Below are 16,185 nucleotides of genomic sequence, written 5' to 3' on the forward strand. Positions count from 1 at the left end.
CCGGCGAGGCACCGCCCCGCCGGGCCCGTGGGTTCACCGGGTGCAGGGAGCGAGAGCGTCGAGGCCCTGCGGTTTGTCGGCGTTGCGGCCGATGGCCGTGGCGATCCGGTTGATCGTCGCGACGCGCTTGTCTTCGAGCGGGCCGAGGATGGCGTTCTGCACGAAGTTGGGGCCGCCTTCGCCGGCGCTGGTGACGAGCCGGTTGTTGGCTTCGGCGAGCTGCGTGTCGAGCAGCTGGAGGTTGCGCTGGACTTCGGCCTGGGCCTGGGCGGGGATCGCCGGGAGGGCGCTTTCCACGTCGGGGCAGCTGATCTGCCCGGCCGTGTCGCCCGTGTTCCCGGTGTTGCCGCTCTGGCCGTTGCCCGCGTTGCCGCCGTTGTCCTGGGCGGGTGCCGTCGAAGCGGCGCCCGCGCCGGTCCCGGCCTGCCCGCCCAGGGAGCACGCCGCCAGGCCGCCGAGGCCCTGGGGCTTCTCGCCCTGGCGGCCGATGGCGATGGCGATGCGGTCGATCGTCGACGTGCGCTTGTCCTCGAGCGGGCCGAGGATGGCGTTCTGCACGAAGTTCGGGCCACCCTGCCCGGCACTGGTGGCCAGGCGGTTGTTGGCCTCGCCGAGCTGCGTGTTCAGCAGCTCGAGGTTGCGTTGCACCTCGGCCTGGGCCTGGGCGGGGATCGCGGGCAGCCGGCTCGCCACGTCGGGGCAGGTGATCTGCCCGGCGGCTTGGCCGCCCGAGGCGGCGTTCGCGCTGCCGGGGTCGCCGACGGTCGTCGCGATCACCAGGGCGCCGGCCGCGATCCCGAGGCCCAGGGCCGCCGTGGCGATCTTCGTCCGCCGGGAGAGGCGATGTCGTCCAGCGGTAGCAGGCATGAATGACTCCCTTTGCGAATGTGTGGGCGTTAGCGTGAACATACGGGCAACCGCAGGCGCTTTCGGGGGAAGCGGGTGATCGGGTTGCCGACGCCATGGTGGCCCCTCTGCCAGGGGTTTGTCCAGTGTGAGACACCTCGGGAAGAAAATCTGAACCATTCCGAACCGGTGGCCGTATTTCCCGGTGAAGGGCGGTGTCTGACCACATTGTTCGGGGCGCCGGGAATTGCGTTGCGCCATTCTTGCCGAACCCGGGTCTTGACGCGGACCGCCGCGGCCTCCTAGCGTCGGCATACCGACCGGTCGGTGTCCAAAGGAGGTCGCTGGATGAGCTGGTACGACGCGAAGCCCTGGCTCGCGAGCTACGACGAACGGGTGCGGACCGCGGGACCGGCGAAGGCGACAACCCTGCCGGAGACGTTCCGCCGCGCCGCGGACCACGTCCCCGACCGGGCCGCGATCGCGTACTTCGACGCGCGGCTGAGCTACCGCGAGGTCGACGAGCTCTCCGACGGCGTCGCCCGGTACCTGGCGGACCACGGCTTCGCCCGCGGCGACCGGCTCGCCCTGGTGCTGCAGAACATCCCGCAGTTCGTGATCGCCCTGCTCGGCGCCTGGAAGGCCGGCGGGATCGTGGTGCCGGTCAACCCGATGTACCGCGAGCGCGAGCTCACGCACGTGCTCACCGACGCGGGCGTCAAGGCGATCGTCTGCTCCCAGCGGGGGTGGAACGCCTACATCGCGCAGACCGTCGCGGACAGCCCCGTCGAAATCGCGCTCACCACCAGCGAACTGGAGTTCCAGACGCGCGACGACGAACGCGTGCTGGGCAAGGTCGTCCGCGAGGAGACCCCGGGCGCCGTCGAACTGCTCGAGGCCGCGGCCACCCCGGGCCCGAAGCCGCCGGAGCCCGCGTTCGCGCTCGACGACACCGCGCTGATCAGCTACACCTCCGGCACGAGCGGCACGCCGAAGGGCGCCACCAACACCCACGGCAACGTCGGCACCAACGCCGCGGGCCTCGGCTCCTTCAGCGGCCTGCCCGCGGGCTCGACGCTGTTCGGGCTCGCGCCGCTGTTCCACATCACCGGCATGGTCTGCGAAGTCGGCTCGGCCATCGACATCGAGGGCACGCTCGCCCTGGCCTACCGCTTCGAACCCGGCGTCGTGCTCGACGCCTTCCTCGAGCACAAGCCGTCGTACACGGTCGGGCCGTCGACGGCCTACATGGCCCTGATGGCGCACCCGTCGTTCAGCCGCGAACACTTCGCGTCGTTCGCGCTGCTGTACTCCGGCGGCGCCGCGCTGCCGCCCGCCGTCGTCGAGGCGTTCCGGGCGAAGACCGGGCACTACATCCACAACGGCTACGGCCTCACCGAGACCACCGCCGGCTGCATCGTCGTCCCCGGCCCCCTGGAGGCGCCGATCGACCCGGAGTCCGGCACGATCTCGATCGGCCTGCCGGTGCCGGACACGATCGTCCGCATCCTGGGGGAGAACGGCGAGGAGCTGCCGTTCGGGCAGGCGGGCGAGATCGCCGTCGAGGGCCCGATGGTCGTCTCCGGCTACTGGAACCGCCCGGACGCGACGGCCGAGGCCCTGCCCGGCGGGCGGCTGCTCACCGGGGACATCGGGTTCATGGACGAACGCGGCTGGGTCTACGTCGTCGACCGCAAGAAGGACATGATCAACGCGTCCGGCTTCAAGGTCTGGCCGCGCGAGGTCGAAGACGTGCTGTACACGCACCCGGCGGTCCGCGAAGCCGCCGTCGTCGGGATCGCCGACGAATACCGCGGCGAGACGGTGAAGGCCTACGTCAGCCCGGCGCCGGGCGCGAACGCCGACCCCGCGGAGCTGGTCGCCTGGTGCAAGGAACGGCTCGCCGCCTACAAGTACCCGCGCGCCATCGAAGTCCTCGACGAGCTGCCGAAGACCACGAGCGGCAAGATCCTCCGCCGCGAACTCCGGGCACGGGGGTAGCGCGGTGGTCCAGACTGTCCGCGGCGCGATCGCGCCGGAAGCGCTGGGCCGGGTCCTCATGCACGAGCACCTCTTCGTGCTGAGCCCCGAGTTCGTCGCCAACTACCCGGAGCACGAAGGGTTCAAGGAGGACGAGCACGTCCCTGAGGCGATCCGGCGGCTCAAGGAGCTGAAGGACGCCGGGATCGACACGATCGTCGACCCCACGGTGATCGGGCTCGGCCGGTACATCCCGCGCGTGCAGCGGGTCGCCGCCGAGGTCGAGGTCAACATCGTCGTCGCGACCGGGCTCTACACCTACAACGACGTGCCGCACTACCTGCACTTCCGCGGGCCCGGCACGCTGCTGCAGGGCGAGGACCCGCTCGTCGGGATGTTCGTCGGGGACATCCGCGAGGGCATCGCGGGCACCGGCGTCAAGGCGGGCCTGCTCAAGTGCGCCACCGACGAACCCGGCGTGACCCCCGGCGTCGAGCGCGTGCTGCGGGCGGTCGCGAAGGCGCACGTCGAGACCGGCGCGCCGATCATGACCCACACGCACGCGGGCACCCGGCGGGGCCTGGAGCAGCAGGCGATCTTCGAAGACGAAGGCGTCGACCTGGGCAAGGTGCTGGTCGGGCACTCCGGCGACTCGACCGACCTGGGTTACCTGACCGAGCTGGCCGACCGCGGGTCGCTGCTCGGCATGGACCGCTTCGGCCTCGACCTGCTGCTGCCGTTCGAGGAGCGGGTGAACACCGTCGCGGCGCTGTGCGAACGCGGCTACGCGGGCAGCATGGTGCTCTCGCACGACGCGTCCTGCTACATCGACTGGCTGCCCGCCGAGCAGCTGCCGGCGATCGCGCCCAACTGGCACTACCTGCACATCACCCGGGACGTGCTGCCGGCGCTGCGGGAGCGCGGGGTGTCCGAAGCGGACATCACCACGATGCTCGTCGACAACCCCCGGCGGTTCCTGGCGTGGGCGGGCTGAGCCGTTATCCTGGGCACCCTGACGTGGGAAGGGGGTACTTGCCGTGACCCGAGCAAGCACCCGGAAACCGGGCGAGGCGGCCGGTGACGACCAGGCCGCCGTGCCCCGGCGGCTGCTGGAGCACGCCACGAAGCTGTTCGCCAAGAAGGGCTTCGACCGCACGTCCGTGCAGGAGATCGTCGAGGCGGCGGGCGTCACCAAGGGCGCGATGTACCACTACTTCGGCTCGAAGGACGACCTGCTCTACGAGATCTACGCCCGCGTCCTGCGCGAGCAGACCCGCCAGCTGGAGAGCGTCGCCTCGTCCGACGCCCCGCTGCGGGAACGGCTCGCCGCCGCGGCGTCCGACGTCGTGGTGTCCAGCATCGACAACCTCGACGACAACACGATCTTCCTGCAGTCGATGCACCAGCTGTCCCCGGACAAGCGCAAGGCGGTGCGCGCCGAGCGCCGCAAGTACCACGAGCGCTTCCGCGGCCTGATCGAAGAGGGCCAGGCGTCGGGGGAGTTCCGCACGGACAAACCGGCCGACGTGGTCGTCGACTTCTTCTTCGGCTCGGTCCACCACCTGGGCTCCTGGTACCGCCGCAGCGGCTCCCTGTCGGCCCGCCAGATCGGCGACCACTACGCGGACCTGCTCCTGGACGCCCTCCGCCCGCCTGCCGCCTAGCCGTTCAGTGCCGCTGGACGTGGTCGAGCAGGAGGGCGCTCACCTCGTCCGGGACCTCCATCGCCATCCACTGGCTGGCGCCCTCGACGATCTGGAAGCGGTAGTCGGCGTCGATGTGGTGGACCGTCAGTTCCGCGGCGCTCTGGCCCAGGTACGGGTCCTCGCTGCCCCACAGGTAGAGCGTCGGCACGGTGATCCGGCCGGCGGGGACCTCGAAAAGGTCGTTGGTGGCGCCGCGGTACCAATTCAGCGTCGCGGTCAGCGCGCCCGGTTCGGAAAGGCGGGCGACCGTGCGTTCGACGTAGCAGGCCGGAATCCGGCGATTGTAGACAGCGCGTAATTGCGCGGCTTCGTCGCGTAAGAGGTATTTCTCGGCTTTGCCGACCCCGCGGCGGAAGAAGCGGATGTAGCCGAGGTCGTGGAACTGCCCGTCGTCGGTCGCGGCCGCGCGCTGGAGGGCCGCCGGGTGGGGCGTGGAGAGCACGGTCAGCGACCGCAGCCGGTCCGGGTGGGCGGACGCGATCGCCCAGGCGACCATGCCGCCCCAGTCGCGGGCGACCAGGTGGAACCGGCCGGCACCCTGGCTGTCGGCGAAGGCGAGCGCGTCGCCGATCAGGTGCTCGATCGAGTAGTGCTCGACGCCGTCCGGGCGCGCACCCGCCGCGTAGCCGCGCTGGTCGACGGCCACGGCGCGGTAGCCGGCCTCCCCGAGGGCGTGGAGCTGCTCGGTCCAGGCGTCGGCGAATTCGGGCCAGCCGTGCAGGAACAGGACGAACTCGCCCGAGGCGGGCCCGGCCGCGAGCGCGCTGTGGTGGTGATCACCCACGGTGACGGTCAATTGTTCCAGCGCACCGGCGTCGGCCGGCGCGGCGGCTGTTTCCATGGCGCACAGGCTAGATCCGGGGGGCGGGGGAAACCATGGGAAGAAGGGCATTTTTGTCACCCTTTTACCCGGGCAGTGGCCCGGCTCACAAATTTTCGCTCAGATGAGCGAAAATACCAAAGAAACTGAAGAGTCTTCATAAATTTCGTGAGTCCGGGCCCCGGCTCGTGCGAGCGGGACCGCCGGGTGCTGCCGGTGCTCCGCGCGGTCGACGTCCGGCCGCGCCAGGCTCCGACGTGCGTGAAGGCCTCCCCGAGCCTCGGGAAGGCCTTCACCCACTCGCGCCCCGCTCTCAAGCAGGCAGGTTCACCAGGTCCGCCAGCCGGGCCCGGTGCTTGCCCGGGGTGCCCAGCGCCAGCTCGTCCGCCTTGGCGCGCTTGAGGTACAGGTGCGCCGGGTGCTCCCACGTCATGCCGATGCCGCCGTGGAGCTGGATCGCCTCCTCCGTCGCGCGGACCGCGATCGGCGCGTTGCGGGCCTGGGCCACCGCCACCGCGATCGGCACGTCGGTGCCCGCGGCCAGGGAGTCCGCCGCGTACCGCGCTGCCGCGCGGGCCAGCACCAGGTCCGTGTAGAGGTTGGCCAGCCGGTGCTTGAGGGACTGGAACCCGCCGACCGGGCGGCCGAACTGGTAGCGGCCCTTCAGGTAACGCACCGTCTCCGTCAACGCCCACTCGGCGACCCCGGTCTGCTCGGACGCGAGGATGCCCGCGCCGGACAACAGGGCCGCCTCCAGTGCCGAAGCCGCCTCGGGACCCGACGCCACCAGCACCGCCGGTGCGTTCGACAGCTCCACGTCGGCCACCCGGCGCGTCAGGTCGAAGGACACCAGCTCGGTCACCGTCGCGGCCGCGGCCTCGACGACGTACAGCGCCGGACCGTCCGGGCCGGCGGCCGGGACGACGAGCAGGTCCGCCACCGATGCGTCGGCGACCGTGCCCACCCGCCCGCTCAGCGTGCCGTCCGGGGACGCCGTCACCGAAGACGGGAAGCCCGCGCCCGGCGCCGTCGTCAGCGGGACCGCCAGCGCCCCGATCGCCGACCCCGTCGCCAGCCGGCGGACGAAGTCACCGGCGGAGGCCTGCACCAGCGCCGTCGTCGCCAGCACGACACTGCCCAGGAACGGCACCGGCGCCACGCTGCGGCCCAGCTCCTCGGCCACGACGGCCACCTCGCGGGCCGACGCGCCGTGGCCGCCCAGCTCCTCCGGCACCGCCAGCCCGGCCACCCCGACCTCGTCGGCCAGCGTGCGCCACAGCTTCAGGTCGTAGCCCTCGGCGGTCTCCACGCGCGCCAGCAGCGCCGAGGCGTCGGCCTTCGCGGCGAGCAGGTCGCGGACCGAAGCCCGCAGGTCCTCTTCGACGTCCGAATAGAGCAGGTCAGTCATCGGGGGAGGTCCTTCCAGGCGACGTCCTTGTCGACGCGCGGCTCCGAGGGCAGCCCCAGCACGCGCTCGGCGATGATGTTGCGCAGGACCTCCGAGGTGCCGCCCTCGATGGAGTTGCCCTTCGCGCGCAGGTAGCGGTAGCCGGCCTCGCGGCCGGTGAAGTCGACGATCGCCGGGCGCCGGAACGTCCAGTCGTCGTAGGCCAGGCCCTCTTCGCCGAGCAGCTCGACCTCCAGGCCCGTCAGCGCCTGGTTCAGCTCCGAGAAGGCGACCTTCATCGCCGAGCCCTCCGGTCCGGGCGCGCCCGCCGTCAGCTGCTGGCGCAACCGGGTGCCGGCCAGCCGCAGCGTCTCGGCCTCGACCCAGCGCTGGACCAGCCGGTCACGCAGCTCCGGCGTGCGCAGCTCCGGCCGCTCGCGCCAGGTCTTCGCGACGATGCCGATCAGCCCGCCTTCGCGCGGCTGGACGTGCCCGCCGATCGCGACGCGCTCGTTCATCAGCGTGGTCTGCGCGACCTTCCAGCCTTCGCCGACCGCGCCGAGGCGCTGGGTGTCCGGGATGCGGACCTCGGTCAGGAAGACCTCGTTGAACTCGGCTTCGCCGGTGATCTGGCGCAGCGGCCGGACCTCGACGCCGGGTGCGGTCATGTCGCACAGGAAGTACGTCATGCCCTGGTGCTTCGGCACGTCCGGGTCGGTGCGGGTGACCAGGATCGCCCACTGCGACTCGTGGGCCCCGGACGTCCACACCTTCTGGCCGGTGACGATCCAGTCGTCGCCGTCGCGCACCGCCCGCGTGCCCAGTGCCGCGAGGTCGGAGCCGGCGCCCGGCTCGGAGAACAGCTGGCACCACACCTCCTCGCCGGTCCACAGTGGACGCAGGAAGCGCTCGTGCTGCTCGGGCGTGCCGAAGGCGAGGATGGTCGGCGCGGCCATGCCGAGGCCGATGCCGATCCGGCGCGGGTTGTTGTCCGGGGCGCCCGCGTCCGCGAACGCACTGTCCACGACGGACTGCAGCGCGCGCGGGGCGTTCTGCCCGCCGAGCCCGGCGGGGAAGTGGATCCAGGCCAGACCGGCGTCGAACCGGGCCCGCAGGAACTCCATGCGGTCGGCCGACGCGGGGTCGTGCGCAGCCAGGAACTCGCTGACCTGGCGGGTCAGGTCTTCGGCGGTGACAGTCACTTGGCGCCCTCCGAGAGGTACTTCTTCAGCTCACGCCGGGCGAGTGAGCGCTTGTGCACTTCGTCCGGCCCGTCGGCCAGGCGCAGCGTGCGGTTCCCGGCCCACATGGCGGCCAGCGGGAAGTCCTGGCTGACGCCGCCCGCGCCGTGCACCTGCACGGCCTTGTCGAGGATCCACTCCACGGTGATCGGGGTGGAGATCTTGATCGCCTGGATCTCGGTGTGCGCGCCCTGGTTGCCGACGGTGTCCATCAGCCACGCGGTCTTCAGCACGAGCAGGCGCTGCTGCTCGATCTTGACGCGCGATTCGGCGATCCAGTCCTGGACGACGCCCTGCTGGGCGATCGGCTTGCCGAACGCCTCGCGGGAGATCGCGCGGCGGCACATGAGCTCCAGCGCGCGCTCGGCCATGCCGATGGCGCGCATGCAGTGGTGGATCCGGCCCGGCCCGAGCCGGGCCTGGGCGATGGCGAACCCGTCGCCCTCGCCGGCGATGAGGTTCTCCACCGGCACGCGGACGTCTTCGAAGAGCACCTCGGCGTGGCCGCCGTGGTCGCTGTCGTCGTAGCCGAAGACGTGCATGCCGCGCTTGACCGTCAGGCCCGGCGTGTCGCGGGGGACCAGGATCATGCTCTGCTGCTGGTGCGGGGCGGCGTCCGGGTCGGTCTTGCCCATGACGATGAAGATCTGGCACGCGGGGTTCATCGCGCCGGAGATGTACCACTTGCGGCCGTTGATGACGTACTCGTCGCCGTCGCGCCGGATCGCCGTCTCGATGTTGCGGGCGTCGGAGGAGGCGACGTCCGGTTCGGTCATCGCGAAGGCGGAGCGGATTTCGCCGTTCAGCAACGGTTCCAGCCACTGCTTCTGCTGCTGCTCGTTGCCGAACATGGCCAGCACTTCCATGTTCCCGGTGTCCGGGGCCGCGCAGTTGAGCGCGGTCGGGGCGAGCCGGATGCTGCGGCCGGTGATCTCCGCGAGCGGGGCGTACTGCAGGTTCGTCAGGCCCGCGCCGTGCTCGCCGGGCAGGAAGAAGTTCCACAGCCCGCGCTTGCGCGCCTCGGCCTTGAGCTCGGCCATGACCGGCGGGATGGCCCACGGGTCGTCGCGTTCGGCGAGCTGCTGCTCGAACACCGGCTCGGCGGGGTAGATGTGCGAGTCCATGAACTCGAGGAGCTTCCCGCGCAGCTCCTCGGTCTTCTCGTCGAACGCGAAGTCCATTTACTTCTCCTCTTTGAGAATCTCGTTGCCGTGCGCGATGAGCATCGGGACACCGGCTCCGACGCCCTCGAAGCCCGCCCCGACCGTCTGGCCCTGTTGGTAGCGGTAGTAGATGCCTTCCAGGATCACGGCCAGCTTGAAGAACGCGAAGCTGACGTACCAGTTCAGCTGCGAGACGTCCCGGCCCGAGCGCTCGGCGTAGCGGGCGACAACCTGGTCGGTGGCCGGGTACCCGGGGGCCGAGCTGGCGTTCGAGACGAACTGCAGTGACACCTTGTCGCGCTCGGCGTAGGCCACCAGCAGCGCGAGGTCGGTCAGCGGGTCGCCCAGCGTCGACATCTCCCAGTCGAGCACCGCGGAGATCCTGTCGTACTTGTCGACCAGGACGTTGTCCAAGCGGTAGTCGCCGTGGACGATCGACGGCTTCCCGGACACCGGCACCGCCGCGGCGAGCCGGTCGTGCAGGTCCTCGATGCCGGGCAGGTCACGGCTGCGCGACGCGTCGAGCTGCTTCTTCCAGCGCCGCAGCTGCCGCTCCAGGAAACCCTCCGGCCGGCCGAAGTCGCCGAGCCCGACCGCCGCCGGGTCCACCGCGTGCAGGTCGACGAGCGTGTCGACCAGCGCGTCGGCGATCACCCGGGTGCGGTCCGGGCCGAGCGCGGTCAGCTCGTCCGCGGTCCGGTACGGCGTGCCCTCGACGAAGCTCATCACGTAGAACCGCGCGCCGATGACGTCGGCGTCCTCGCAGAGCAGCAACGCCTCGGGCACCGGCACGGCGGTGTCGCGCAGGCCGGAGATCACCCGGAACTCGCGGGTCATGTCGTGCGCCGTGGGCAGCACGTGCCCGAGCGGCGGGCGGCGCACCACCCAGCGCGACCGGCCGTCGCCCACCACGTAGGTGAGGTTCGACCGGCCGCCCTCCACGACGTCCGCGGTCAGCTCCCCGGCGACCAGGCCCGGCCGGTGCGCGTCCAGGTGGGCGCGCAGTCGGCCCAGGTCGAGACCCGGGGGGTCGGTCCGGCTCATTCGGCCTCCTCAAGCTCGGTCGGGGAGAGCATACCGACTAGTCGGTATGGCGTACAGCGGCGGGTCCCAGCGGCACTTTCGCGCGAAAGTGCCGCTGCCCGGGTCGTCCTGCCCGGCGGGGCCACCTCAGGCCAGGAACCGGGTGACCCACTCGGCGACGCACGCGGGCTTCGCTTCGCCGTCGATCTCGACGGTCCAGCGCGACACCGCCTGCTTGCCGCCCGGGATGTCGGTGATCTCCACGAGCTCGGCGCCGGCGCGCACCTTCGAGCCGACCTTCACCGGCTGCGGGAAGCGCACCTTGTTGAGGCCGTAGTTGATGCCCATCCGGATGCCGTTGACCCGGTAGATCTTCGGCCCGAACGCCGAGAGCAGCGACAGCGTCAGGAAGCCGTGGGCGATGGTGCCGCCGAACGGGCCCGCGGTCGCGCGCGGTTCGTCCACGTGGATCCACTGGTGGTCGTCGGTGGCGTCGGCGAACTGGTTCACCCGGTCCTGGGTGATCGTGTGCCACTCGCTGTACCCGAGGTGCTCGCCGACCGCGGCGGCGAACTCGTCGAGGTTGTCGAATTCGCGCATGGTTTCAGTCCTTCGGTCCGCCGGCGACGTAGATGACCTGACCCGAGACGAACCCGGCGCCCTCGCTGACCAGGTACGAGGTCAGGTTGGCGATGTCGTCGGGCGTGCCGACGCGCTGCACCGGGATCTGCGACGCGGCCGCCGCCTTGAAGTCCTCGAAGCTCATGCCGAGCCGCTCGGCGGTCGCCGCGGTCATGTCGGTCGCGATGAAGCCCGGCGCGATCGCGTTGGCCGTGACGTTGAACTTGCCCAGCTCGATGGCGAGGGTCTTGGTGAACCCCTGCATGCCGGCCTTCGCCGCGGAGTAGTTGACCTGGCCGCGGTTGCCCAGCGCCGAGGTGCTCGACAGGTTGACGATCCGGCCGTACTTCTCCTGGGTCATGTACTTCTGCACCGCGCGGGTCATCAGGAAGGAGCCCTTGAGGTGCACGCCGAGCACGGAGTCCCAGTCCTGCTCGGTCATCTTGAAGAGGAGGTTGTCGCGGGTGATGCCGGCGTTGTTGACCAGCACGACCGGCGGGCCGAGCTCGTCGGCGACCCGGGTGACGGCGGCCTCGACCTGCTCGGCGTCACTGACGTCCAGCGCGACACCGACGGCCTTGCCGCCCTTCGCGACGATCGCCTCGGCGCCCTGCTTGACGCCGGCCTCGTCCAGGTCCAGCAGTCCGACGGCGAAGCCGTCCTCGGCCAGCCGGGCCGCGACGGCGGCGCCGATGCCGCGGCCGGCACCGGTGACCACGGCGACACGGGAAGGGGAATCGGTCACGGGGGACCTCCTCGTCGTTGAGAAGCGGGCTCGTGCCCGCGAGCCTACTAAGCGGTTGCTTTCTCGACGATACGCGGGAGTGGTCCCCGGTTTGGCGACACCATGCGCAGGATCATAGCCATGGTCCGGAGGCAGGTACCCGACTGCTCCGCTTGGGGGTACCGCTTCAGGTGCTCTGGTCCGCCGGGGTCTTGACTTACTGAATAAGGCTGCTGTAGGCGATCAGCGGGACCGTGGGAACGGTGTGATGTCCAGGAACCTCCGAGCACGGGAGTCGGTACCGCGTTGGGTCTGGACGCGCGCCGGGGAGCACTGGCGGTGGCTGACAAACTTCCTTCTGCCGAGGGCCGCCGAACGGGCACTGCCGGCGGCGGCTCTCCGGCGCTCCGCCCGAGTGGGCCTCCACTACGCGGCGAATCGCGCCCGAGCCGTCTTCGCAATTCCGCGGCGGGTCCGCAAGAGCCTTTTCCCGCACGTCACGCTTGCTCGGTGACCGCGGTTTGTCGCCAGTCTTCTACGGCACCCGACGTACTCCCTCACGGGCCGTATCGCCCCGCACGTCCGGATCGGGTCCACCGAGGATTCGGCGGGGGCCGGATTGTCTGGCCCGACGCCTCGGAGCCTGCATGCTCTTCTTCGTGGCCGCAGGGGGCGGCCACGGGGAGCGGGTGCTCGTGGCAGGCCGAACGGTGCGTGAGTTTCGTCGGCCGTACTCGTCTTCGAGCGGCCACGGCTGCCGGATCCCGCTGTCAGGACCGGTTTTCCAAAGCGTCCAGCTGGTCCTGGATGCGGTCCGCGGCGTGATCGCGGCCCTGCTCTCGGTAGAGCTTGAGTGCTTCCTCCCATTTCGCTCCGGCGTCGTCGTAGTGCCCGAGTGCGTAATGGGTCTGGCCGATCCAGTCCAGCGCCACGGCGACGTACCGCAAGTCCCCCAATTCGCGCAGCAGAGCGAGGGACTCTGCGTAGTAGCCGAGTGCTTCGTCATACCGGCCGGTGTGGTGGGCGACGTAGCCCAGATTGCCCAGAGGATGAGCCTCGTTCGGCGCCGAATGATCCCGCCGGTACAAGGCGACCGAGGCCTTGAGGTGTTCACGGGCCGTGTCGTACTCGGCGAGGCAGGCGAAATGCCAGCCGAGATGATTGAGCGCGAACGCCTCCCACACCGGCTGGTCGAGAGTGCGGAACAACTCCAACGCCCGGCCGACGTGGTCGATCGCCATCCGGTACTTCTCCTGGTACCCCAGGGACTGTCCGAGCAAGTAGTGGGCGTATGCCTGCCCGGCAAGGTCGTTGTGCTGCTCGGCCGACGCCAGGGAGATGCGCAGGTGTTCCGCAGCCTCCTCGTATCTCGCGAGCTCGGCGTGCGCGTGGCCGAGGTACGCGTGCGCGACGATGACAGCCTCGGGATCACCGAGCTGCTCCGCGGCTTCCAAGGCGATTTGCCAGACCGCCCGGCGCTCCTCGAGATCACGCTGGCGATAGTGGAACGTGGTCAAGGTCCAGGCCAGCTGCCATACCTCGCGGTGCCAGCCGAGCCCGATAGCCAGCTGCTGGGCGGCCCGCAGAGTGGCGTATTCGGACTCGAACCAGGCCACCGCTCCCACGACGTCGTGCAGCGGCTGCGGTTGGCTTCCCGGCGCCGGCGGCTCAAGCCGGATCAACGGACGGTAGGGCGCCAGGAGCCGTTCGCCGGCGTAGCCGGTGTGGATGGAGAAGTCGATAATTCGTCGCAGAGCCGCAGCGCGCTCTTCTCCGGTCAGGTCTCGCTGGGCGACGTCGCCGGCGTAGTGCCGGATCAGATCGTGCATGCCGTAGCGGCCGCGTGCGTCTCGCGTGATCAGGGAGGCGTCCTCCAAGGCGCGCAGGTGAGCCCGGGCGTCCGTCAACGGGAATCCGGTGAGGCCGGCGGCGGCGGGAAGGCTGATGTCGGCGCCGGGCGAGATGGCGAGTAGCGCGAACATCGCGGCCTGCTCGCGGGTGAGGGTCCGGTAGGACCAGGACAGCACGGTGGGCAGGCTGGCGGTCGGGTCGTCGTCCTCCAGGGCACCGAGACCCAGCTCGCGCAGTTCGTCCGCCAGGACCGACAGCGGCAGGTGCGGGCGGGTTTGGGCCTGGCCCGCGATGATGCTCAACGCCAGCGGATACCCGCCGCAGAGTCCGATCAGCTGGTCGATCGCAGCCGGGGCGGCATCGAGCCGGTCCTCGCCGAGGCGGTCGGCCAGCAACGTGCGAGCTTCGACGTCGGTGAGCACGTCGAGCAGGAGCTGCCGGGCTCCGTGCCCGGTGATCAGACCCGACAGCCGCCTTCGGCTCGTCACCACCACAGCGCAGGTCGAGGTCCCCGGCAGCAGCGGTTCGACCTGGGCGGTGGTAGCGGCGTTGTCAAGGAGCAGGAGCATGCGCTTGTCCGCGATCAGGCTGCGAAACAGCGCGGTCTGCGCGTGCAAGGCAGGCGGGATCCGCGCCGGCTGCACGCCCAGTGCGTCGAGAAACCCCCGCACCGCCACTTCGGGGGGCATCGGCTCATCCGCCGGGCTGAACCCGCGAAGGTCGACGAAGAGCCAGCCGTCCGGAAACTCGTCGGCGTGGCGGTGCGCCCAGCTCAGCGCCAGCCAGGTCTTGCCGATCCCGCCGGCGCCCGTGATCGCCGAGATCACGACTGTGGCGGCAGCACCTGGAGGGGTCAGCCAACCGTCCAGGTCGGCCAGATCCGCACGGCGACCGACGAACGACGCCGGCGCGGCAGGAAGCTGCCGCGGCAGAACCGGCTCAGTCGCCGCCCCCGGCGTGCCGGCCGCCTGTGCCGGCGGCGGGTCGGCGGCCAGGATTTGCCGGTGCACTTCCTGGAGCGCGGCAGCGGGGTCCGCACCCAGCTCGTCGATGAGGAGGCCGCGGACCAGCTGGTAGTGCTGCAGCGCCTCAGCGCTCCGTCCGGATTGGTGCAGGGCCAGCATGTACTGGCCCGCGGTTCGTTCGTCGAGCGGGTGCTCCCTGACATGGGCCGAGAGGGCGACCACCAGTTCCTTGCCGATCCCGCGCCGGAGCTTGGCGTCGACGAGGTCCTGCCAGGTGACCAGCCGCTCCTGCTCGAGCCGCGCGCGTTCGGCTTCGGCCCAGTCCCCGCCCAACCCGGTCAGCGGCTCTCCCCGCCACAACCCCAGTGCCTCCGTGAGCAACGGCACGGCTCGCTCGTCGTCGCGCCGGGCGTTCGTGCGGAGCTCGCGGGTCAGGTGCACGTCGACCGCCGCCAGATCCGGGTCGGTCATCAGGGCGTAACCACCGGAACGGTGCACGAGGCTGATCCCGTCGGCCTGGGCCATCGCCGCGCGCAACCGGGAAATGTACCCGTGAAGGGTGGTCCGCGTCCGCGGCGTGACATCGGCACCCCAGACGCGCGCGACCAACCGGTCAGCCGTCACCACGCGGCCCGATTCGAGCCCGAGTACCGCCATGATGCATCGCTGGCGCGGCGTGCCGAGATTCACTGGCCGCCCGTCGACCAGCACGTCCACTTCTCCCAGCAAACGCACCATCGTGACCACGTACTGCCCCCTCTCGAACAGGTCCACCGTCGCTGACCAGGGTATTGAAGTTTGGAGACGGGACTCCTGAGGAACCGGCCTTCGCGACGCCGCGACAGCTCCTCGATGAGGACCGCAAGAGAGGTACCACGGTGTCCGCCCCGGCGGTTCCCGCGCTGATCGCACCGGCTGACCGGGCGTCTCGGCGGCGGCGACGAGCGGTCGCCGCTTCCGGTGGAGGGCCTCCGAGTATCTCGCTGTCCCGGATTCGTTCTCCCGGGCACACTCCGTCCGTGTCCGGTTTCCGCCGGCGGCGGCACAGGCCGTGCTCGACGTTGTCCTCGTCGCTCTCGCCGTGCAGACGGGCGTATCTTCCTCCTGCGCAAGAGCGCCGTGCGGCGGCGGGTGCCGGCCTGGACGACGTCCCACCGCTACCTGCCGGACCCCGAAACGGCATCGACCTCCGGGTCGAGTTCGCCGTCCTCACCGCCGTCGACCTCTCGGGTTGCGAGGTCCGCGACCTCACCTTCGACGAGGTGCGCCTCGGCGGCACCACCCGGTTCGTCCGCACCGTCTTCACCGGGGACGTCACGTTCGCGGACTCCTGCTTCGCCGGGCACGCCCGGTTCCGCGAGGCCGAAATCCGGGGCGCGGCGAGCTTCGACCGGGTGACCTTCACCGGTACGGCCTCGTTCCCGGGAGCCACCGTGGCCGGACCCACCGGCTTCCAGCAGGCCAGGTTCTCCGGACTCACCGACTTCACCGGCGCACGGTTCGGCGGGCCGTTCGACGCCATCGCCGCCGGATTCGCCGGCCGGACTTCCGTCCGCGACGTGCGGTTCGCGGCCAGGACCCGGTTCGCCGAGGCCCGGTTCACCGGTCACGCCGACTTCTCCGGGGCATCGTTCGCCGCCCCGCCGGGGCTGGCACGAGCCTGGGCACGGACGGAGTGGTACGCCGTTCGCACCCGGCCGGCGGGCTGGTCGGCCGGTGCCGAGGACGTCGTGCTGCCGAAACGCCCCGGCCGCTGGGCAGAACTGCACGGCGGCGAGGCGAGTTCGCTCCTTCCGCCGAGTGTGCGTCCGAGTACCTGAGGCTTGGCGAGCAGGTCGCCGTGGTGGGTGACGCGTGC

At 70.7% G+C, this 16,185-nt stretch carries 13 protein-coding genes; 4 read left to right on the plus strand and 9 right to left on the minus strand.

Translation table 11 applies throughout. The features are described from left to right. Positions 1 to 33 precede the first annotated feature (33 nt). Positions 34 to 867, minus strand: coding sequence for a hypothetical protein (locus tag ACH54P_RS48165; RefSeq protein ID WP_489910017.1), 834 nt, complete (start codon positions 865 to 867; stop codon positions 34 to 36). Positions 868 to 1,194: 327 nt separating this feature from the next. On the opposite strand from ACH54P_RS48165, the gene ACH54P_RS48170 reads away from it, so the two are divergent. Genes ACH54P_RS48170 through ACH54P_RS48180 form a run of 3 tightly spaced genes read left to right on the plus strand, consistent with a single transcriptional unit; the run spans position 1,195 to position 4,490 of the window. Then, positions 1,195 to 2,847: an AMP-binding protein gene (locus tag ACH54P_RS48170; RefSeq protein WP_489910018.1), complete on the plus strand. Its 1,653-nt coding sequence runs from the start codon at positions 1,195 to 1,197 to the stop codon at positions 2,845 to 2,847. A gap of 4 nt (positions 2,848 to 2,851) precedes the next feature. Further along, the gene (locus ACH54P_RS48175) at positions 2,852 to 3,820 is read left to right on the plus strand and encodes a phosphotriesterase family protein (RefSeq protein WP_489910019.1); all 969 of its coding nucleotides are present in this window, start codon (positions 2,852 to 2,854) and stop codon (positions 3,818 to 3,820) included. 43 nt (positions 3,821 to 3,863) lie between these two features. After that, on the plus strand, positions 3,864 to 4,490 hold the full coding sequence (locus tag ACH54P_RS48180) for a TetR/AcrR family transcriptional regulator (protein WP_489910020.1): 627 nt from the start codon (positions 3,864 to 3,866) through the stop codon (positions 4,488 to 4,490). Between the two features lie 4 nt (positions 4,491 to 4,494). Here the strand turns inward: ACH54P_RS48180 and ACH54P_RS48185 are convergent, their stop codons facing one another. The 8 genes from ACH54P_RS48185 to ACH54P_RS48220 form a co-directional block, all read right to left on the minus strand. Beyond that, a complete protein-coding gene (locus ACH54P_RS48185) occupies positions 4,495 to 5,373 on the minus strand; it encodes an alpha/beta fold hydrolase (protein WP_489910021.1) in 879 nt (292 codons plus the stop codon). 292 nt (positions 5,374 to 5,665) lie between these two features. After that, positions 5,666 to 6,760, minus strand: a complete 1,095-nt coding sequence (locus ACH54P_RS48190; protein ID WP_489910022.1) for an acyl-CoA dehydrogenase family protein — start codon at positions 6,758 to 6,760, stop codon at positions 5,666 to 5,668. Continuing rightward, positions 6,757 to 7,941, minus strand: a complete 1,185-nt coding sequence (locus ACH54P_RS48195; RefSeq protein ID WP_489910023.1) for an acyl-CoA dehydrogenase family protein — start codon at positions 7,939 to 7,941, stop codon at positions 6,757 to 6,759. Before ACH54P_RS48195 ends, ACH54P_RS48190 begins: the two co-directional genes overlap by 4 nt. After that, positions 7,938 to 9,161 (minus strand): acyl-CoA dehydrogenase family protein, encoded by a 1,224-nt coding sequence (locus ACH54P_RS48200; RefSeq protein WP_489910024.1) that lies wholly within the window; start codon positions 9,159 to 9,161, stop codon positions 7,938 to 7,940. The genes ACH54P_RS48195 and ACH54P_RS48200 overlap by 4 nt, the downstream gene beginning before the upstream one ends. Further along, positions 9,162 to 10,187, minus strand: coding sequence for a phosphotransferase family protein (locus ACH54P_RS48205; RefSeq protein WP_489910025.1), 1,026 nt, complete (start codon positions 10,185 to 10,187; stop codon positions 9,162 to 9,164). Positions 10,188 to 10,313: 126 nt separating this feature from the next. Then, positions 10,314 to 10,766, minus strand: coding sequence for a MaoC family dehydratase (locus tag ACH54P_RS48210; RefSeq protein WP_489910026.1), 453 nt, complete (start codon positions 10,764 to 10,766; stop codon positions 10,314 to 10,316). Between the two features lie 4 nt (positions 10,767 to 10,770). After that, positions 10,771 to 11,532, minus strand: coding sequence for a 3-oxoacyl-ACP reductase FabG (gene fabG, locus ACH54P_RS48215; protein ID WP_489910027.1), 762 nt, complete (start codon positions 11,530 to 11,532; stop codon positions 10,771 to 10,773). 749 nt (positions 11,533 to 12,281) lie between these two features. Next, entirely contained in the window at positions 12,282 to 15,101 is a 2,820-nt protein-coding gene (locus ACH54P_RS48220; protein ID WP_489910028.1) for an AfsR/SARP family transcriptional regulator, read from the minus strand. 245 nt (positions 15,102 to 15,346) lie between these two features. Here ACH54P_RS48220 and ACH54P_RS48225 point away from each other — a divergent pair, with 245 nt between their 5' ends. After that, entirely contained in the window at positions 15,347 to 16,147 is an 801-nt protein-coding gene (locus tag ACH54P_RS48225) for a pentapeptide repeat-containing protein (protein WP_489910029.1), read from the plus strand. The last annotated feature ends 38 nt before the right edge of the window (positions 16,148 to 16,185 follow it).

The organism is Amycolatopsis sp. N2S4-7 (assembly GCF_058119595.1).